Genomic DNA, 19,334 nt, shown 5'->3' with positions numbered 1-19,334 from the left:
AAATGCTGGTCACGATGCCGGAATCACCGGTCACGATAATCCGGAATTACTGGTCACGCTCGCCCGGAATACGCACTCACCTTGTAGAACAGCTTCTCTTGCTCGCACGTCTCGATGAAGAAGCTGCAATGAAGATGTCAAGGTTTGCGCTTCGTGACGTCATAGCTGAAGCGATTGCCTTTCGACGGCACCTTGCCAGCGACAAGTCTATAAGTGTGACAATCACCGGTGACGGGCGAGCCGAAGTCTATGCAGACCGGGGTTTGCTACGTGTGCTGGTCGACAATCTTCTGGATAACGCGATTAAGTACGGGAAGACGGAAGGGACCGTTGAGTTCCACCTGCGGCTAGATGCGCGGTCTGTCCGATTGCTAGTTCGCGATGATGGTCCAGGAGTTAGCCCTGAAGAGATGAGCCGTCTTGCAGACCGATTTTTCAGGAGCGCGTCAGCGACGGCGAGTGGAAGCGGACTGGGTCTGTCTATCGTCAGCCGCATTGCAGCCCGATGCGGAAGTGAAATGAGGCTTGAGACTGGCCTCAACGGACAAGGGCTTGGGGTTCGCGTCGCTTTTCCAGTAGACCCAAGCTCCAGCAATATCTCGGATTCGTCTGGAGGCTCCGGTTCTCACAACAGCCGACCGGTGCCGACATGAGAACCGCCGCGTACGTTTCAGCATTCTCATCGGCGCCGTTCAACTACGGCCGAACGAGGAACTCTCGCTGGGACATCCGAAGGCAGAGAACCACGAGCGCAAACGAGGGACAACTGCTATCAACCAGCACAGGGCAGCCGGAGCCAGTGTCGGTGGCGTGCCGGAATTCGAGGGCGCGCTGAAAGGCACGCATGGCTCGATGTCGTACTGCCATGGTGGAAACGACGAGAGTGCATACCGAGATAAGCCGGAACGATGAGCCTTCAAAGATAGAGTCAGGAACATGAAAGACTAGAACCGCAAGCAGAATTGCACCGTCGATACAGACGGCCAACATCGAAGCGGTCATTAGATACGCGCGTAGCATATCAACAGTAGTGCGACTCATGCTCATTTCGAATCCTCCCGCCAACCTATGCCGAAAAAACGGACTTAGCGGGATAAATGCTAGATGGGCGAACCGGAAGCAAAGCTTAAGCCGGTGACCGGGTGTTCGGACTCACCTGTCACTCAGCATGCCGCGGAGGGCTCGTCAGTTACGCGCGGCGTAGCAGTCGAGCAATGTCCTTGATGTGCTTGATTGGGGAGAAAACGCGTATCGCGGCACAAAACTGTGCGGAGGGTAGCTAGGGAGTGATGGGACCGTCCGGTCGATTTGGCTCTCTGAGGCAGCTCATTATCGCCCTCGGTAGTCGAAGTTCGTCGCTCACTGGGCGATGCACGCACGTCTGCACAAGACCCCTTCGAGTTCCCTGCTACTGAACCTCGAAGGCGTTTTCACCGCGGTCATCGCTTGGGTGGTATTTCGCGAAAATGTAGACCTCCAGATATTTCTAGGGATGGTCGCGATAGTGCTGGGCGGCGTTGTGCTGTCGTGGCAGCCGGGCGCCACTGGCGTCTCGTCTGGCGCGCTTCTCGTGTTTCGCAGCCTGCGTTGCGTGGGCTGTCGATTACAATTTGACGCGCAAGGTTTCGGCGAACAACGCAATGGCCATTGCCTGCCTGAAAGGTTTTGTCGTCGGCTCAGTCAATCTGTGCATCGCGCTGATTCTCGGCGCACATCTGCCCGGCGTTGGGAAGAAAGCGGCCGCGATGGTCACGGGCTTCGCTGGCTACGGCGTCAGCCTAGTTCTCTTTGTTGTCGCCCTGCGAAATCTCGGAACCGCCCGAACCGGCGCGTACTTTTCAGTCGCCCCGATATTCGGCATCGCCTTGTCGCTATTCCTCTGGCCCGAGGTGCCATCACTGTCTTTCTGGAATGCGGCTGTGCTCATGGCTCTGGGAATCTGGCTCCATATCCGTGAGAGGCATGAGCATCCGCACACTCACGAGGTTCTGGACCATAACCATCGACACCGGCACGATGAGCACCATCAACACACGCACGATTTTTAGTGGGACGGAGAGGAACCGCGTACGCATCCCCATCAGCACGCCCCTATTACCCACGCGCACGCGCATTTCCCCGATATTCACCACCGACATATCCATTAACGCGTCAAACACAGGAACGGCCGATGCCGTCTGACGTGCCGCAGCGTAGACAGCATCGGTGACCGATGCAGGTGAGACGCACCTCAGGAGACAATCAGTTTAATTGCGAGTCCGAGAAGACCAGAAGTAAGCACAACCGGTACCACCCCGACCTTGAACCGGAACAGCGCAATACCGGCGACCACACCGATTAGCAATGAGGGCCATTCGAATCCGCCTTGCATGCCATGTGGCCACAACACGTGAAGCGCGAAAAATACGGCGAGGTTCACGACGACGCCCACCACGGCGGAAGTGATGGCTGTCAACGGCGCAGTAAATTTGAGATTGCCATGAGTCGTTTCGATGAAGGGACCGCCGAGTAGAATGAACAAGAATGACGGCAGGAACGTAAAGAACGTCACGACGACGGACGCGGCGACAGCGGAGGCGACGATTGCATCCGGTCCGAACACAGCCTTGGTCCAGCCACCCACGAACCCGACGAAGGAAACGACCATGATGAGTGGTCCAGGCGTCGTCTCTCCTAGCGCCAGGCCATCTATCATTTGCAACCCGGTAAGCCAGTGGTAGCTATCGACGGCGCCTTGGTACACATACGGCAACACCGCATACGCGCCCCCGAAAGTGAGCAAAGCGGCTTTCGTGAAAAACCAGGCCATTTGCGTAAGCGTTCCCGTCCAGCCGTACATGAGCGAAAGCGACGCGATGGCCGCGAGCCATATCAGCAGGAAGACCGCAAGCACGAGAGCGAATCGCTTCCATGTGAAGAGCGCGTGTCGAGGGGTGGGCGTGTCGTCGTCAATGAGTGCGGGGCCAAACGCCTTGTCGCCCGACTTGTGTCCGCCGCCGACCACGAATCTGGATGGAGCGTACTTACCTCCAAAGTGACCAATGATGCCCGCTACCAGGACGATGAGAGGGAACGGGAGGTTGGCTACGAAGACAGCGAGGAATGCTGCCGCTGCAATTGACCACAGCCACGCGTTCTTCAGTGCGCGAGAGCCAATCCTATACGCCGCGAAGACGACGATGGCCGTGACTGCCGGCTTGATGCCGTAAAGCACGCCTGCGACGGCTGGAACACTGCCGAATGCCATGTAGACCCAAGATAGCCCTATCAGTATGAAAAGCGACGGCAGGACGAAGAGACCTCCTGCGATTACGCCACCCCAGGTCCGATGCATTAGCCAACCGATGTAGGTAGCGAGCTGCTGCGCCTCGGGCCCGGGAAGTACCATGCAATAGTTCAATGCGTGCAGGAATCGCTTCTCGGAAATCCAGCGTTTCCGCTCGACCAGGTCCTGATGCATGATAGCAATCTGACCCGCTGGCCCGCCGAAGCTGATAAAGCCGAGCTTGAGCCAATAGCACAGCGCTTGACCGAAGCTCACGGCTTCGACAGCATTGATGCGCTCGTTGCTTATTTCGTTGTCTTGCGCCATCTGAGTCTGTTGCACTTGATACTCCACGCGCGGTAGTAATGGATGTTCAGCAAGTCGCCGCGCCCGAGCAGGCTCGCCACAATCAGGTCAGAGCACGTCGTAAGCCACGCCTGGTGGCCGCATCGCAGCGGCGAATGGACCAGGCATATTGACCCACCAACCCGGTATCAGAATGCATGCGGGTGCTCTTGGCAGTGGCGTCAGGCGGCCGATGGGCTGCTACACGAGATGCGCCCCGCGGTTTTGTCATCGTTTCTCGAGATACTCTACGCATGCTCTGTACGCCGACTGCACCACGGGCGAGCGGTGGTCCAGTTGCCAACGGTCAACGCAGAATAATTGCGCGAGCGAGTGCTCATCCGACGGGAAACGTATGGACAATGACCGAGCCACCTCTTGTGCAGCACCAGCCACAGCAAGTCGGTCCTCCCAATCCGTTGCGGCACTATTCGCACGCAACCAAATTCGCAGAGACTCGATAACGTTGGGCGCAGACAGCCACGTGCCCGTAAGCGCACGTGCGGTGAGTTGAGACACGACCAGATAGCAGAGAAGTTCGGCTCGCGCCTCGCTGTCGAGATTGTGCGGGATTTGACTCACAGGGTACCTCCAAACTTCGAGTCGTGTCGCCCACGATATTATCGTTAAAAACACGGGACACGTATTGGACCTGACGCCACTGAATGAGACCGGGATACGAAAAATGCACCGATGGCGGTCCTTGCTATTCTCTTGTTGCTTGGTGACAAACACCGCGACTGCGGCAAGCCTGGACGAGCGCGATGGCGTCCGCGTAGCAGCTATCCAGGCCGCCGCGGCGAACGCCCGATTTGCCAGCAAGTTCTGCATGCTTCCGCCAGCGAAGCTCTTTGCCTACAAAGCAATGGTGCGCGCCCGCCTCGGAGACCCCCCTGGCTTCGAATCTGATTGGGAGCAGGGCTGGTGGCGCGAGCAAGAAACGATAGCGGGCTACGAGAAGCTGCGTGCGGAGAAACCTAATTTGTTTGCAAGCGATGTCAGAGCTGCGTGTGCTGAACTCATCGCGCTGCCGCGGTAGATGAGCGGCGTCTCTAAAGGCGACGCGCTTCGACACCGCAGACCCGACCGATTATGGCGATTTTCTCGCGGCAAGGCTACCGGGCGTAACTTAGAAAGTGTTCGCCTTGAGCAGCGCGAAAAAAGCGCGTGGCAAATTGCTCAGGTGCATGCGCCAAATGGAACTGCGAGGGGCCGATTATCGAACAAGGAACCCGTAAGTCAAGGGGTCGCGCTCATCCACAATCCAATTGGCGAAGCCGCAAACATATGCGTTGCCTTCAATCTCAGGGATGACCGCCCTGAAGTCGCCGACGGTGGTTTCGCTGAGCACGCGGCCTTTGAAAATGGTGCCGATGATGGACTCATTTACGAGCGTCTCGTCTTTGCCTAATTCGCCGCGCAGATAAAGCTGGGCGACGCGTCCGCCGGTGCCGGAGCCGGTCGGTGAACGGTCTACTTCACGGTCCGCGAACACGCAACAATTGGCTTGCGTAGAGCCTTCGTGCCGCGGTTTGTTGGCAATGATGGTGCCGTAGATGTGGTTGATTTCCGGAATGTCCGGATGCTCTACCGGGTACGCCTTGTTTGCAGCCTGCTTCACCTCAGCGCCGAACCGAATGAGGTCTTCAACCGAAGACTCACGAATCTCGAGTCCATGAGGAGCGCCATCGGTGTAGAAGTAGAAAGCCCCGCCAAAGGCGATATCGCCCTTGACCGTCCCAAATGACGGCGTCTCGACGGTGACGTCTTGCTTCCAGATGAACGACGGGACGTTCACGAAGCGAACGTTGCCGGCATGTTCCCCGTCCCACTGAACGAATGCTTCGATGAAGCCGCAAGGCGCGTCGATGCCAATGCGAGTCTCGGGAATCGTGCGCTGGACCCAGCCCAACTCGACCGCTGCAGTAGACAGTGCGATAACGCCGTGTCCGCAGTGGTCGCTATAGCCCTCGTTGTGGAGGAAGATGATGCCGAAATCGGCGGCGGGACTAATCGGTTCAGTCAGGTAGCCGCCGTACATGTCAGCGTGACCGCGTGGCTCGAACATCAACGCCTTTCGTATTTCATCGGCGTTCTCCTTCAGCCATGCACGACGTTTAACAATCGTGTCACCCGGAAGGCGCGGAAGCCCGCTCGTGACGATGCGGAACGCCTCGCCTCCGGTATGAACTTCAACTGTCGAAATAGTCCGCGTGATTTTCATGTGCGCTCAGCAGTTACCCTGTTGACTTCACTGGCCGTACGGCACAGGAAGGCCGTTTTTGATGACATACACGGTCGTCGGTGCACCCTTCAGGTCGCCGTTCTCGTCGAAGGTGTAAGTGCCGGCGACGCCCTTGTAGTCGGTCTTCGCCAGTTGAGCCGCGAGCTTTGCCTTGTCGGTCGTCGTTCCTGCCTTGACCATCGCATCGGCGAGCAATTTCACGCCGTCATAGTAGCTGACACCGTACACCTGCGTGTCCGTGTTGTACGCTGCCTTGTACTTCTGCAGGAACTCCCGGCCAGCTGGAGTCTTGTCGAGCGCAGTCCCGCCCTGTGCGCAGTATACGATGGATGCGGATTCGCCCGCCACCTTGCCCATGTCGGCCGAGCAGATACCGTCGCCGCCGAGAAGTTTGGCACGCAGGCCACGTGCTTTCATCTGCTTGGCCATTGGAGCGCCTTGCGACGCATACCCACCGAAGAAGATGACGTCAGGATTCTTCGACTTGATGCTGGTGAGAATGCCGAGAAAGTCGGTTGCCGACGAATTGGTGAACTGCTGGTCGACGATTTCGATTCCGTTCGCTTTGGCTTCTTTGACGAACTGCTCGGCCACGCCTTGCCCGTACGCTGTTCGGTCGTCGATGACAGCTGCAGTTTTTGCCTTCAGCGTCTTGGCGGCAAACTGGCCCATGGTGCCGCCGAGTTGCTCGTCACTGGCGCCGATACGGAAGATGGTCTTGAAGCCTTGCTTCGTCAGAGCCGGATTCGACGCAACTGGGAGAAGTGAAACGCCGCCAGCGTTATAGACGCGCGATGCCGGGATGGCTACGCCAGAGTTGTACGGTCCCAGGACTGCGACCACACCGCTGTCGACGAGCTTCTGTGCTACTTGAACGCCGATTTTCGGGTCGGCCTGGTCGTCCTCGGAGTCCAGCTTGAACGTCACCTTCTGGCCGGCGACCGTGACGCCGGTTTTGTTCAGCTCCTCGATTGCGAGGCGTGCGCCGTTTTCATTGTCTTTGCCGTTCGGGGCCTGCGGGCCGGTGAGCGGAGCCGAGTGACCGATTGTGACGACCGTTTGTGCGTGAGCAGATGCGATGAAGCCGGCAGCTGTTAGCACAGTCATTGTTATATTGACGCGGCGCATGATGTCTCCGAGAGTTGACCGTGAGCGACAAGACTAACCGGGCTTTGCCGTCTGGACAACATATCGAAAGTAGGAAATTACCGGCCCACTGACGATTTTGGAGAGGATGCGGTCAGAAGTTGGACGGGCCACAAGCTCATTTTGGCGGTCCGACTATTTTTTGAGCGAGCACCCTAGCGTTGACGAAGCATCTATGCGTTACGGGCGGAATATCCGATTCTCCAGCAATTATTGACCTGTCGCCCTCGAAGCTGGCCGTCGGCGGACTGGGAGCGCGACAGGTGTCGATTTTCTTTTAATCATCAGCCAATCGTTGCGTCAATCGCGTATAAGCGGACCTATCTAGAGATGCAAAAGCGATTTTTCGTTGAATGACAAAGTCATTCCAAAACAAAAAGAAAGACCTTCATTTTCTTGAGATGAGGCCATTCGCGCAAACGCGGAAATTTCACTCTGCACGAGTTACAGGCGTTCATCATGTCTTTCGTGACATCGCGTGCTTGGTTGCTACCTCTGCCGTATCAAGGCCATCCGGGGATTCGCGAGCTTTGCCGTTTGGACGAGCGAGCACGATGGAGACCGTGACCATTGCAACGCCTAACCACAATGTCACTGACAGCGGTTGCCTAGTGAGTAGAGCAAGGAAGATGGTCGAGAGCACGGGTGTAGCGTAGCTCAACGCAGTGGTCGTGTTCGTGTTGCCCTTCTTCATGCCGTAGTCCCAGAGGTAGAACGCCAACCCCATAGGGCCCAAACCCATGTACAAGAGAACTAGCCAATCCTGCGGTGTCATAGCGGGAAGTTGTCCCGTGGAGAAGTGTAGCGCAAGGCAGGCTAGACCTGCTGGAAGTGAAAATGCACCAACGGAATGGCTTGAAATGCTCCTGTAGCGCTTGCCGAGAACTGAGTAACCTGCCCAGGCGAAAGCTGAAAGCAGAGCAAGGACGTAAGCGACCATTTCCTGGAGCACATTGCCGTCGAGTAGAACTGGTGCGTAGTGCCCGTTCTGAACGGCCCAGCACGCCGCGGCGGCTCCGCCGAATCCGAGCAGAGCGCTGACATACAAAGCGCGCGGCCGCTTCTCGCGAGAAGAAGCGAAATCGGAAATGCAAACGATTAGTATCGGCCATAGATAGTGCAGAAGGCTGACGCCAATCGGGTCGCCTAGTTGCAAAGCGTAGAAGTAGACAACGTGGTAGGCGAACATCAGGCCCGCACCCAAGACCAAGAGCCCCAGTGGTAGTTTCCAGTGCCGCGCCCATGGCACGCCGATGAGCCCACCGATAGTCAGCGCAACGCCGTTGACAAACAACGTCGGCGTTCCGTGCAGGAGGTCGACGCTCGTTGCTAACGTGCTCCACATCAGGACGGTAATCGCGACACCGAGTACAGCCATCTCACTTCTCCAAATCGCCTGAATGTGCAGCAGTCACTCGCTGCTGTCTTCCGTCTCTGAATAGAGAATCGAGGTCGGCGTTTCGTATGTCGCGTAGAGACCCTGCACCTTCGATGTAGCGCGGAATAAGGGTAAACACCTGCCCAAGTGAATGATTCAGGACCGGCAGCAGAACCTGCTGCCGAATCGCCCTTAGTCGGTGGAACTTGCTGTTCGGTCAACAGATATAAGTTCTGATTGCCGCGCGGGCTCAATACACTGTGTTCTCCATCATGGACATCTGAGAAGGAGTTACCGTGGAACTGACCGACTTCAACACCCTTACCTTTGATTGCTACGGCACCTTGATTGACTGGGAAACCGGCATTTTCCAAGGACTGAAACCCCTGCTCGAGCGGGTGAAGCCGCCGCTTACTCGCGACCAGGTTCTCGAGGCACACGCGCGTCACGAGTCGTCGCAACAGAAGTACACCCCGGCGAAGCGCTATCAGGAGTTGCTGCCCATCGTCTACAAGCGTCTTGCGGAAGAATGGGGTCTGTCGTTCACCCACGAAGAGTGCGTGGCTTATGGCCGTTCGGTGCAGAATTGGCCGGCATTCGAGGACAGCGCCGAAGCCCTGCAATACCTGAAGAAGCACTTCAAGCTCGTCATTCTGTCGAACATCGACAACGAGAGCTTCACCTACAGCAATGCGAAACTGAAGGTCGAGTTTGACGCCATCATCACGGCGGAAGACGTGGGCTCCTACAAGCCGTCGCCGCGCAACTTCGAATACATGCTCGAAAAGCTCGGTGACCGCGGCATCAAGAAGGAGAAAATCCTTCACACCGCTGAGAGTCTTTTCCACGACCACAAGCCCGCAAACGAGTTCGGTCTGGCGTCCTGCTGGATTTACCGACGTCACTCGCAGTCGGGCTTCGGGGCGACGATGAACCCGGGTTCGCAGCCGAACATCGACTTCCGCTTCAACAGCATGATGGACTTCGCGAAGGCGCACCAAGAAGCGCTGGCCAAGAAGTAAGACAATGGTGTCTCGTCAGCAGCGGCGACTTTTGTCGCTCGCGAGATTCCGGTGTGGATGAGACGTTTGCTCTGGATTGAACTAAGTATCAAGCGACTGAAACATAGGGGGCGTTGTGGCTTTGACGGATTTCAAGGCACTCACATTTGATTGCTATGGGACGCTCGTCGACTGGGAGTCCGGTATCACATCAGGTTTGTCAGAGTTGGCTTCTCGAGCGACCGTACCACTCTCACGGGACGAAATCCTCGAGGCCCACGCTCGCCATGAAGCGCATCAGCAGAAGGTCACCCCGGCTATGCCTTACGACCGGCTCCTTCAAGTCGTCTTCAAACGACTCGCTGAAGGGTGGAACGTGCCGTATAAGTGGGACGAAGCGGTAGCGTACGGCGCGTCGATTGGCGACTGGCCCGCATTTCCGGACTCGGCGAGCACGCTTCAGTATCTGAAGAAATACTTCAAGCTCATTGTTGTATCTAACGTGGACAATCGCAGCTTCCGGGCGACCAACGAGAAGCTCGCTGTCCACTTCGACGCAATCGTGACGGCGGAGGATGTCGGCTCATACAAGCCGTCACGGAACAACTTCGAGTATCTGTTCACGACGCTGTCGGGGATGGGTATCTCGAAGGGCGATACACTGCACGTCGCCGATAGTGTCTATCACGACCATGAACCTGCGAGTGAGATGGGCCTTCGCTCATGCTGGATTCAGCGGCGTTATGAGCAGCGTGGGTCTGGCGCGAACTTGAAGTACTCCGTCGAGCCTTCGGTTGACTACAAGTTCACAAGCATGGCGCAGTTGGTCAAAGCGCACCATGAGGACCTGGCACGCGAATAGTGTACGGCCCCTTCGATTGACACCAGCCAATTCGAACACGCACGATATGCGACAAAAGCTAGACCGGACTGATATCAAAATTCTTGCCGAGCTCCAGAAGAACGGCAACATGACGAACGCGAACCTCGCGAGCGCCGTCGGTTTGTCCGCAAGTCCATGCCTGCAGCGCGTAAAGCGCCTCGAAGCAGCCGGCATCATCTCTGGCTATGGAGCACGTCTCAACCTCGCAAAACTGACTAGCACGGTGACGGTGTTTACCGAAATCATGCTTCACGACCATCGACGCGAGGATTTCACGCGCTTTGAAGCGAACCTACGCGACTTTGAAGAAATTACGGAGTGTCACCTGGTCAGTGGCGGCTACGACTATCTGCTGAAGTCCATCGTCAAGAATATCGGTCATTACCAAGAAATCATCGAAAAGCTGGTAGACCGCAACCTCGGAATCGAGAAGTACTTCAGTTACATCGTCATTCGGTCGCCCTTTGTAAAGCAGGCGGTGCCGCTCGACAAACTGCTTTCGGAAGACGACTAATGGAGCATTGGAACGATGACGACGGTACAGTATGTCTGCGCGACCACCAGTAGAACTCTCCTCGGAAGACTCGACCAGGATGCAGCTTGGTTCGACATGCATCACGTTGCTCGTCTGTTTGGCATCAAGTCCGAAAGAGCGGCAAAGCTCTTGTGGCAAGTTGGCGTCACCCGCGATATTAACGCGGACCAAGATTTGCGATGGCCCGGCGATGACCGGTGCCTGTTGAGTCACAGGGCCGTGATGTCCCTGGGTTACCACGTAGACTTTGGGCGAACAACAGCTTTCAGGAAATGGTGCGCCTCATCCCCTTGACAGGTTGCATGACTGAACCAAGGTTCACCGCGAGGTACCACAACCTCGCGGCTGTGGACTTGCCACCTGCTGCGTTTGCTCTCTTCCCCTTGCGTACGAAACCTCCAATCGATGGAACATGCTTTCCTACGTTTCGTCGATTGGTGTCAAAAATACTTGAGTGAATACTGGCCTCTGCCAATGCAGAACGAATTCGTATTCGTCCCTTGCGACAACATTGGTCGCTTTCGGATGCAGACGATACATTCCATCGCAGCGTGCACATTCTTCAGCCGACCAGAGGGGACAAATGAAAAGAGAAGTTCTTAGTTTAGCAGTACTGTTTTTCACTGCGAATAGTATGGCACAAAGCTCTACAACACTTTACGGCGTGGTCGACGACAGCTTTTCATTCACGAACAACCAGGCTGGGGCGCACAACTACCAAATGGTCAATGGGGGGCGGGGCAGCAGTAAATGGGGTTTTCGAACGTTTGAGGAATTACGCGGTGGATTAAGCGCGGTAGCGGTTCTCGAAAGCGGGTTTGATATCAACACGGGAAAGTTTGGAAATGGCGGACGCCTGTTTGGTCGTCAATCTTACGTAGCGTTAAACGGCCCATTCGGTAGCATCCGACTGGGGCGCCAGTATGACCTCATTGCCGACTCCCTCATGCCGCTCGCTTCCTCCCTGCAGTTCGGTGGCGTCCTCACGAGTCGGGCGGGAGACGTAGACAACGTTTGGGGGGACTATTCGGTCAGCAACACCATCAAGTACTACACGCCAGTATTAGCAGGCTTCAAATTCGGCGCTCTATTAAGCCTTGGGGGTGTGGCCGGAAACTTCTCGCAGGGCCGCGGCGAGGGGTTGAGTCTGACCTACACAGGCGGTCCAGTCACGGCGGCAGCGGCTTTGCTTCGACTGAACAACCCAGCGACCTCACTCTACGACGCGACGGCGTCCCCGGTCGCGGGCACGACATTCACGAACCCGATTACGAACCCGACCTTCAGCGGTTACGTGTCGGCACACACCCTACAGATTGCGGGCGGTGGTGCGAACATTTCAGTTGGTAACGCAGTCTTTGGCGTGCTCTACACGAACACGCGCTTCGAGGATGTGGTCCCTACCAGTTCCACGCCGTTCTCCGGTACCGCCACATTCAACAGCATCGAGGCCAATGCTACGTACAGAATCACACCCGCAGTTATGGTCGGGGCAGCCTATAACTATACGAAGGCAGAGTCGGCGAAATATAGTCAGGTGAACCTTGGTGCGGAGTATGACCTGTCAAAGCGGACCGTGCTCTATACCATCGCTGCGTGGGAACATGCCATCGGAACGGACTCGACCGGGAAGCCCGCAGTTGCTGCGCTGGCATTTGTGACGCCATCGAGCACCGACAATCAGGTTGTTGTACGGGTCGGCATCCGCCACTCGTTCTAAGCTGCCAAGAAAAGGGGCCATCATCCGTTCAGGACGATGGCCTCTCTGCAATGACGGTACGACTTAGTCGAGACCGCCCTGGCAGATATATTTGATGGACAGGTAGTCCTCGAGGCCATACTTCGACCCTTCTCGGCCGTAGCCAGATTCCTTCACGCCACCGAACGGAGCGGCTTCGCTTGCTACTGCACCTTCGTTCAATCCGACCACGCCGGCCTGGAGGGCACGTGACACACGTTCGGCACGCCGCATATCCTGCGTGTAGAAATACGCGGCAAGGCCGAACGGCGTGTCGTTGGACAGGCGAATGGCCTCTTCTTCTGACTCGAAGCGATACAACGGTGCTACAGGACCGAAGGTCTCTTCGCACGTGACGAGCATCTCGTTAGTCGCATGCGCGAGCACAGTCGGAGCATAGTAATTCGGGCCCATTTCCGTCAGGCGCTTGCCGCCGGTCAGGACCTTCGCCCCCTTCGACACTGCATCATTGACATGCCGGTCAATCTTGTCGATGGCCTTCGCGTTAATCATTGGCCCGATTTGCGCTTGCGGGTCGGTGGCGGGAGCAACTTTCAATGCGCCCACTCGTGCAGCAAGCAGTTCCGCGAACTTGTCGAACACGCCAGCCTGCACGTAAATGCGGTTCGGACAAACACAGGTCTGGCCGCCATTGCGAAATTTCGCGGCCATGAGACCGACCACTGCGGCGTCCAGGTCGGCATCGTCGAAGACGATGAACGGAGCGTTGCCGCCCAACTCGAGCGAGAGCTTCTTCAATGTACCGGCCGACTCGCGGGCCAAATACTTGCCAACAGCCGTGGAGCCGGTGAAAGTAATTTTGCGGACCCGGTCGTCAGCAAGCCAATCGCCGACGGCTTCGATACCTTGGTCACGGGAGGCACTTAGCATATTAAGCACGCCGGGGGGAACGCCAGCCTCCTGGGCAAGCGCCGCGAGCGCGAGCGCCGTCAGCGGCGTGTCTTCCGCCGGCTTGCCGACCACCGTGCATCCAGCGGCCAGTGCCGGAGCTATTTTTCGCGCAATCATCGCGAGCGGGAAGTTCCATGGGGTGATTGCTGCAACGATGCCCATCGGCTCTCTGATGGCACGCATCTGCTTGCCCCGCTGCTGCTGCGGAATCAGGTCGCCGTAGATGCGAGTCGCCTCATCGGCGAACCATGCGACGTATGACGCGCCATAGGCGACTTCGCCTTTGGCTTCAGCCAAAGGTTTCCCTTGCTCCATCGACATGATTGCTGCGAGGTCATCGGTGTTAGCGACAATCAGCGCGTGCCAGCGCTTGAGGATTTCTGCACGCTCCCGAGGCAAGCGTTCACGCCATGCATCTGCCGCTTTCGCCGCCGCGTCAGTGGCAGCACGCGCGTCCGCTTTGGTACTGTTCGCAACTTCGGCGATGATGCCGCCGGTGGCTGGGTTGGCGACCGAATAGTGCGCACCGTTCACGGCATCGGTCCATTCGCCACCAATCAGATTCTGCCGGCGCAGAAGCTCTTCACGTTTCAGTTTCAGTTCCATGCTCAATACCTTCGAAAAGATGCGCTACTCTTTGCCCGTCCAACCTGACCTAGACGGGCTTACCCTTTAATTGCGCGGCGCACATCAGCGCATTCCAGAACGTCATCGAGCGTCTTTCGAACACGCTCCACCATCATGCTGACCTCATCGCTTGTGTAGCAGAGCGCCGGAGCAAATCCGAGGATGTTGTCGCCGAACGCTCTGAAAACAATTTTGTTGCGAGCGGACGCGTCGAAGATTCTGTCTGCGAGATGCAGTGCCGGGTCGAAGCGAGCTCGCGTGGATTTATCTGCGACCAGTTCCACTGCGCCCAAAAGACCTACGTGTCGCGAGTCGCCCACGAGCGGATGGTCGAGCAAGCTGTCGAGGCCCTGCGCGAATTTTGGAGCTTGGGCCTGGCCGTTCGCGAGGAGACCGCCCTCTGTATAAAGGCGCAGCACTTCGAGGCCGACAGCTGCGCTTACCGGGTGCGAGGAGTATGTTTGGCCGAGGCCGACCGCTTCTCCAGGCTTGCTACCATCAGCGATGCCTTGATAGACAGCGTCAGACATCAGCACGGCGCCCATGGGGGCGTAGCCTGCAGTCAATCCTTTCGCGATAGTCATGAGGTCCGGCTCAACCGTCTCGGCTTCGCATGCGAACATTGGGCCCGTTCGGCCGAAGGCAGTAATCACCTCGTCGGCAACGAACAAAATATCCAGACGTCGGCACGCGTCACGCATCGCCTTCAGCCATCCCTTCGGCGGGACGATGACGCCGCCCGAACCTTGAACAGGTTCACAGAAGAATGCGGCGACATTGTCGGTACCGAGCGTGGCGACCTTGTCCTCGAGCGCTTTCACCGAATTTGCGATGATGGCCTGTGCATCGTTGGGTGTCTCGCTTCGATAGGGATACGGCGACGGGATGTGATGCTGCGTGGGGAGCGGCACATCGAAGTTGCGATGAAAGCTCGCGATGGCAGTCAGACCAGAGCCAACGCATGACGAGCCATGATAGCCACGTTCAAGAGCAATGAAGTGCTTTTTGCTCGGCCGGCCAATGGCGTTGTAGTAATGCGTGATGAAGCGCAGTGCGGAATCGACAGCGTCCGAACCGCCCAACGAAAAGTATACGTGCTGCAGGTTTTTCGGCGAGAGTTCAACAAGCCGTTCGGCGAGTTCAATTGCAGGCTGGGAGCCAAAGTGAAAGTAGCCGGTTGCATAAGGCAGTTTTGCCATCTGCTCTGCCGCGACCTTTACGATGCTTTCGTGACCGTAGCCGGTATTCACGCACCACAGCCCCGCGAACGCATCCAGCAACTCGTTGCCCTGTGCGTCGTAAAGCCAAGCGCCCTTGCCGCGCTCCAGCACTGTTGCCCCGCGCTTTTCGTGTGCACGATAATTGGCGACAGGGTGGATGAGATGCTTACGGTCGGAATCAATAAGCGATGCTAGAGACATTTCACAATCCTCGATAGGGTTTTGCCTATCCTTAGAGTATCCGGAGCATGCGGCATATGGTTTTGCACAGCATGCTCCGATGATGGCTTATCCGACCGAGTTGAAACTCAGCGCGGCATTTTCTGCTGTGACGTTAAGCAGTCGGCACCAGGTCGTCGGAGAACAACGGCGCGGTCAGCGCGGTCAACAGTCGGATTTCCTCGGTGATGGCACTTTCGGGAACAACTTCCGCGCACATGAATGCAAACGCGCCGACGGTCCGCTTGCAGACAACGACTGGGATATTGACGAGCGTTGCCGTACCGAGAGATTTCAGCAGCTTGTGGTCCGGGAAGTAGTGCTCGAGGTCGGCGTCACTGTTCGCAACGAGGACTTCACCACGTTCAAGTACTTTTCGTGCCCAATCCGAGCCTGACAGCTGCTTCCAGCCCCCAACGGGGTACGAGCTCGGCACCGTCGAGTAAATGCGCCGGACGGCACCGAGCTCTTTCGGGGCCTCAGGCTTCGGACGGGAGACCAGCGCAGTCGCCTGAAGAAACGGGAGTTTCGGCTTGACGACTTCGAGCCATGCCCGAATCGCTTCGTCCCGTGACGTCCCTTGGCGAATCGCATTTTGGCCTTGGGCGAGCGTCGCAGCCGAATCGCTACTGGGTGCGCTCGTTGCGGCGTTGCCGGCACGAGGAAGGAACAATGCGGAAGCGCCGACAGCGGCAAGACTGGCGAAATCTCTACGATTCATACGGTTTCCTCCTGTTTGGACGATTTGACCCGGCGAGGCGCCGGATTTCTTTTTGCTCTGCCATCGAGCCACTGCGCGAGGTGAATCGCAGAGCGTCCCGTGGTGTTCCGAATCTGTGAGCGACAGCTGAATCCATCGCTCACCAGCACTGCGTTCTCATCGAGCGGCTGAATCTTGGGAACAAGCTCAGACTCAGCAACCGAGCGTGCAATGCCCGCGGTCTTTGTGTGATAGCCGAAGGCCCCGGCCATACCGCAACAGCCTGTTTGCAGTACAGCTCCCGATTGAGCTGCCTTGCCTACCAGTCGTGACTCTGCTTGAACTCCCCCACAGGCTTTCTGATGACAGTGCCCGTGGACGTAGACACTTTCATCCAGCTTTGGCACGTCGAAGTCTTCCGATTCAAGGTATTCGGCTAACGTCTTGACCGATGCGGCCAGTGCAGCCGCCTTGTCGTCAGTCGGGAACAGTGAGCGGAGTTCGTCCCGGAATACGGAGAGGCAACTCGGTTCGAGCACAACCACGGGTAGTCCCAAGGCGATGACGTCCTTCAGCTGCGCCATGATGTCCACAAGGTTGCGCTTGGCGTGGTCAATCATCCCGGCGTCGTAGTAAGGGCGTCCGCAGCACATCTGCTTACTCATGAGACGTACGTCGACGCCGTAAGACCGCAGGACACGGACGGAGGCTTCGAGAACGTCGGGTGAGAACCCGTTGTTGAAGGTGTCGGTCCAGAGCAGGACTGTTTTTGATAGAGCAGAGTGAGCATCCAGCTTGCTTGCGCTCAACAGACCCTTGCAGGTTTCACCGTTTCGAAACGCTGTTGCGGCAACAGCTGGAAACTTCACGTGCGAGGCGAGTCCGAACTTCTCGGCAACCGCACGGAACGGCCGCATTTTCATTGCGACGTTGACCAGCCCACTGATTCGAGTTGCGACCGGCAGCCACGTCCCGATGTGCCCAATCATCGTGTCCATTAGCGGACGTTTCGCTTTCTGATAGTGCTCATACAAGAACTGACTCTTGTATTTGGCCAGGTCGACGTGTGTCGGGCAATCGCTGCGGCAGCCCTTGCATGCCAGACAGTTGTCGAGCGAGTCCTTGACTTCCTTGTTGTCCCAACCGTCAGTGATGACCTCGCCCTTGAGCATTTCGAAGAGCAGGCGACTGCGTCCGCGCGTCGAATACTTCTCTTCGCGCGTCGCGCGATAGCTCGGACACATCGTCCCACCTTCCAGAGAGCGGCATTTGCCCATGCCGATGCATCGTTCAGTGGCACGCGCAAAAGTGTCCGGACTCTGCAGATTGCCGAACGAAAAATGGCTGGGCACATCTACGCGACGGTAGGTCGGTCCAAGCCGCAGATTCTCATCCACAGGCATTGCGTCGATGAGCTTGCCAGGATTCATGCGATTCTTCGGGTCCCAGATTGTCTTGAATTCGCGGAATGTATCCATGAGCTCGGGCGAGTACATCAGCGAAAGCAGTTGGCCCTTCGCCTGTCCATCGCCGTGTTCACCCGAAAGAGAGCCCTCATACTTGACGACGAGCTTCGCGGCTTCCTCCAGGAAGTTTCGCCATGTGTGAATCCCCTGGCTGTTGCGCAGGTCGAAGTTGATACGAGAGTGAATGCATCCGTCACCGAAGTGGCCATACATGTTGGTCGTGTATCCATAGCGCTCGACGAGCGCGGAAAACTCTCGCAGGTACGCGCCAAGGAGACGAGGTTCGACTGCAGCGTCTTCCCAGCCGACGACAGGGTCCGGCTTTGACGGGTCGTCGCCGATGGACGTAGCGGAAGCGCCGGTTTCGCGAATCGACCACAGCCGCTTCATCATTGCCGCATCTGCGACCACGCGTGCATTCGGGAGACCAGGCAGCGAATTCGCCAGGTCCGCGGCCGCTTGCGCCCGCTTCAGCGACGATTCGAGATTGTCGGTGCCGAACTCAACCATCAGCCAGGCGTTACCTTCAGGCAGCTCCGCGATATCGGCTAGCGCGAGTCCTCGTTCACGCAAGCCACCGACGATGCCGGTATCGAGCCCTTCCATCGCGATGGGCTCGAGGGGAAGCAGTTGCGGGACGCAGTCGGCCGCATCAAAGATGGTGGGAAAGCCAAAAACAGTAACGACTCGCGCGGTCGGGTTACGCACCAGAGTCGTTGTTGCTCGCAAGACCGAGACGCATGTGCCTTCCGAGCCGACGAGCGCGCGAGCGATGTTGAAACCGTTTTCTGGCAGCAACTGGTCAAGGCCGTAGCCTGACACCCGGCGTTTGAGCTTGGGGAAACCGGCACGAATCTCGTCAGCGTAACGGTCGACCAAGTCTCCGAGCGCTTGGACAATCTCGGCGCGCCGGCCGCCCGCGGCCAGATGTGCCTGGAACGCTTCTTCGTCGGTCGGTCCAACCCAGAACCGCTCGCCGTCGTACGTCAGGATTTCCATCGATTCGATGTTCTCGGCCGTCTTCCCAGCCATCACCGAATGAGCGCCACAAGAGTTATTGCCGACCATGCCGCCAATCGTGCAGCGGCTATGCGTGGCGGGGTCGGGACCAAACGTCAATCCCTTGAGGGCGGCCGCGCTTTTCAGTTGGTCGCAGATAACGCCAGGTTGGACCACCGCCGTGCGACTCGCGCCATCAAGGTGCTCAATTCGGGTCAGGTGACGAGACGTGTCGATAATCACCGCGACATTCACGGACTGGCCGCACATCGACGTGCCTGCGCCGCGCGTCAAAACCGGTACCCCCGCATCGTGGCATGCGCGCATGATGGACACGACGTCTTCGACCGTTCGCGGGAGGACAACACCAATCGGAACCTGCCGGTAGTTCGATGCCTCAGAGGCATATGCGGCTCGAGACCCGGCATCGAACCTAATCTCCGCGTCCGTCGTCTGAGCGAGTTGGCGCTGCAGGGAGAGAAGCTTGTTGAGGTCGGGGCGAGTGGAGGACGAATTCGAATTCATGTGGTCGCGAAATCCGGAAAAAGCGGCGAGACGGGGGCTCGGCGCGAACTGCGCGTTTGCCAAGAAGTCTCGCGTCATTCCAAATTAAAACGCGGCACAATGCCGATGTCTTCCTACTTAAAGTATGAAG

The 19,334-nt window shown here is 57.4% G+C and carries 14 protein-coding genes and 1 pseudogene; 7 read left to right on the top strand and 8 right to left on the bottom strand.

Translation table 11 applies throughout. The annotated features are described in order from the left end of the window. Both AWB68_RS28215 and AWB68_RS28205 read left to right on the top strand, forming a co-directional pair. Window positions 1–653, top strand: a 653-nt coding sequence (locus tag AWB68_RS28215) for a sensor histidine kinase (protein ID WP_087647628.1), incomplete at its 5' end; no start/stop codon positions are given. Window positions 654–1,396: 743 nt separating this feature from the next. Beyond that, a pseudogene (locus AWB68_RS28205) lies at window positions 1,397–2,147 on the top strand (DMT family transporter); the annotation flags it as partial. A gap of 83 nt (window positions 2,148–2,230) precedes the next feature. Here the strand turns inward: AWB68_RS28205 and chrA are convergent. Then, window positions 2,231–3,592 carry a chromate efflux transporter gene (chrA, locus tag AWB68_RS28200; protein ID WP_087647630.1) on the bottom strand — a complete coding sequence of 454 codons (1,362 nt, stop codon included), beginning with the start codon at window positions 3,590–3,592 and terminating at the stop codon, window positions 2,231–2,233. Between the two features lie 664 nt (window positions 3,593–4,256). Here chrA and AWB68_RS28195 point away from each other — a divergent pair. Then, window positions 4,257–4,649, top strand: coding sequence for a hypothetical protein (locus AWB68_RS28195; RefSeq protein WP_125483060.1), 393 nt, complete (start codon window positions 4,257–4,259; stop codon window positions 4,647–4,649). A 177-nt stretch (window positions 4,650–4,826) separates the two neighbouring features. Here the strand turns inward: AWB68_RS28195 and lhpH are convergent, their stop codons facing one another. The 3 genes from lhpH to AWB68_RS28180 form a co-directional block, all read right to left on the bottom strand. After that, window positions 4,827–5,834, bottom strand: coding sequence for a trans-3-hydroxy-L-proline dehydratase (lhpH, locus tag AWB68_RS28190; protein WP_087647625.1), 1,008 nt, complete (start codon window positions 5,832–5,834; stop codon window positions 4,827–4,829). A 27-nt stretch (window positions 5,835–5,861) separates the two neighbouring features. Continuing rightward, complete coding sequence (locus AWB68_RS28185; protein ID WP_087647624.1) at window positions 5,862–6,983, bottom strand: branched-chain amino acid ABC transporter substrate-binding protein; 1,122 nt, start codon at window positions 6,981–6,983, stop codon at window positions 5,862–5,864. Between the two features lie 475 nt (window positions 6,984–7,458). After that, the gene (locus tag AWB68_RS28180; RefSeq protein ID WP_087647623.1) at window positions 7,459–8,379 is read right to left on the bottom strand and encodes a DMT family transporter; all 921 of its coding nucleotides are present in this window, start codon (window positions 8,377–8,379) and stop codon (window positions 7,459–7,461) included. A gap of 296 nt (window positions 8,380–8,675) precedes the next feature. On the opposite strand from AWB68_RS28180, the gene AWB68_RS28175 reads away from it, so the two are divergent. The 4 genes from AWB68_RS28175 to AWB68_RS28155 all read left to right on the top strand — a co-directional run bounded on the left by AWB68_RS28175 (window position 8,676) and on the right by AWB68_RS28155 (window position 12,518). Further along, entirely contained in the window at window positions 8,676–9,401 is a 726-nt protein-coding gene (locus AWB68_RS28175; RefSeq protein ID WP_087647622.1) for a haloacid dehalogenase type II, read from the top strand. A gap of 115 nt (window positions 9,402–9,516) precedes the next feature. Beyond that, the gene (locus AWB68_RS28170; protein WP_087647621.1) at window positions 9,517–10,242 is read left to right on the top strand and encodes a haloacid dehalogenase type II; all 726 of its coding nucleotides are present in this window, start codon (window positions 9,517–9,519) and stop codon (window positions 10,240–10,242) included. 46 nt (window positions 10,243–10,288) lie between these two features. Beyond that, on the top strand, window positions 10,289–10,777 hold the full coding sequence (locus AWB68_RS28165; protein WP_087647620.1) for an Lrp/AsnC family transcriptional regulator: 489 nt from the start codon (window positions 10,289–10,291) through the stop codon (window positions 10,775–10,777). A gap of 604 nt (window positions 10,778–11,381) precedes the next feature. Next, entirely contained in the window at window positions 11,382–12,518 is a 1,137-nt protein-coding gene (locus AWB68_RS28155; RefSeq protein WP_087647618.1) for a porin, read from the top strand. Between the two features lie 63 nt (window positions 12,519–12,581). Here AWB68_RS28155 and AWB68_RS28150 read toward each other — a convergent pair whose 3' ends face one another. The 4 genes from AWB68_RS28150 to AWB68_RS28135 all read right to left on the bottom strand — a co-directional run bounded on the left by AWB68_RS28150 (window position 12,582) and on the right by AWB68_RS28135 (window position 19,267). Further along, window positions 12,582–14,054: an NAD-dependent succinate-semialdehyde dehydrogenase gene (locus tag AWB68_RS28150; RefSeq protein WP_087647617.1), complete on the bottom strand. Its 1,473-nt coding sequence runs from the start codon at window positions 14,052–14,054 to the stop codon at window positions 12,582–12,584. Between the two features lie 59 nt (window positions 14,055–14,113). Continuing rightward, window positions 14,114–15,496 carry an aspartate aminotransferase family protein gene (locus AWB68_RS28145; RefSeq protein WP_087647616.1) on the bottom strand — a complete coding sequence of 461 codons (1,383 nt, stop codon included), beginning with the start codon at window positions 15,494–15,496 and terminating at the stop codon, window positions 14,114–14,116. A gap of 133 nt (window positions 15,497–15,629) precedes the next feature. Next, window positions 15,630–16,235, bottom strand: a complete 606-nt coding sequence (locus AWB68_RS28140) for a hypothetical protein (RefSeq protein WP_087647615.1) — start codon at window positions 16,233–16,235, stop codon at window positions 15,630–15,632. Next, window positions 16,232–19,267 (bottom strand): FAD-binding and (Fe-S)-binding domain-containing protein, encoded by a 3,036-nt coding sequence (locus AWB68_RS28135; protein ID WP_235028536.1) that lies wholly within the window; start codon window positions 19,265–19,267, stop codon window positions 16,232–16,234. Before AWB68_RS28135 ends, AWB68_RS28140 begins: the two co-directional genes overlap by 4 nt. Window positions 19,268–19,334 lie beyond the last annotated feature (67 nt).

Origin of the sequence: Caballeronia choica (genome assembly GCF_001544535.1) — a bacterium.
In the GTDB taxonomy this organism is placed as follows: Bacteria; Pseudomonadota; Gammaproteobacteria; order Burkholderiales; family Burkholderiaceae; genus Caballeronia; species Caballeronia choica.
Note: the sequence above shows the minus strand (reverse complement) of the source record. Positions and strands in the feature narration are given on the sequence as shown.

Coding starts and splice junctions, on each gene's coding strand:
- chrA (WP_087647630.1), bottom strand. CDS start 3,592: ATGGCGCAAGACAACGAAATAAGCAACGAGCGCATCAATGCTGTCGAA.
- lhpH (WP_087647625.1), bottom strand. CDS start 5,834: ATGAAAATCACGCGGACTATTTCGACAGTTGAAGTTCATACCGGAGGC.
- AWB68_RS28185 (WP_087647624.1), bottom strand. CDS start 6,983: ATGCGCCGCGTCAATATAACAATGACTGTGCTAACAGCTGCCGGCTTC.
- AWB68_RS28180 (WP_087647623.1), bottom strand. CDS start 8,379: ATGGCTGTACTCGGTGTCGCGATTACCGTCCTGATGTGGAGCACGTTA.
- AWB68_RS28165 (WP_087647620.1), top strand. CDS start 10,289: ATGCGACAAAAGCTAGACCGGACTGATATCAAAATTCTTGCCGAGCTC.
- AWB68_RS28155 (WP_087647618.1), top strand. CDS start 11,382: ATGAAAAGAGAAGTTCTTAGTTTAGCAGTACTGTTTTTCACTGCGAAT.
- AWB68_RS28150 (WP_087647617.1), bottom strand. CDS start 14,054: ATGGAACTGAAACTGAAACGTGAAGAGCTTCTGCGCCGGCAGAATCTG.
- AWB68_RS28145 (WP_087647616.1), bottom strand. CDS start 15,496: ATGTCTCTAGCATCGCTTATTGATTCCGACCGTAAGCATCTCATCCAC.
- AWB68_RS28140 (WP_087647615.1), bottom strand. CDS start 16,235: ATGAATCGTAGAGATTTCGCCAGTCTTGCCGCTGTCGGCGCTTCCGCA.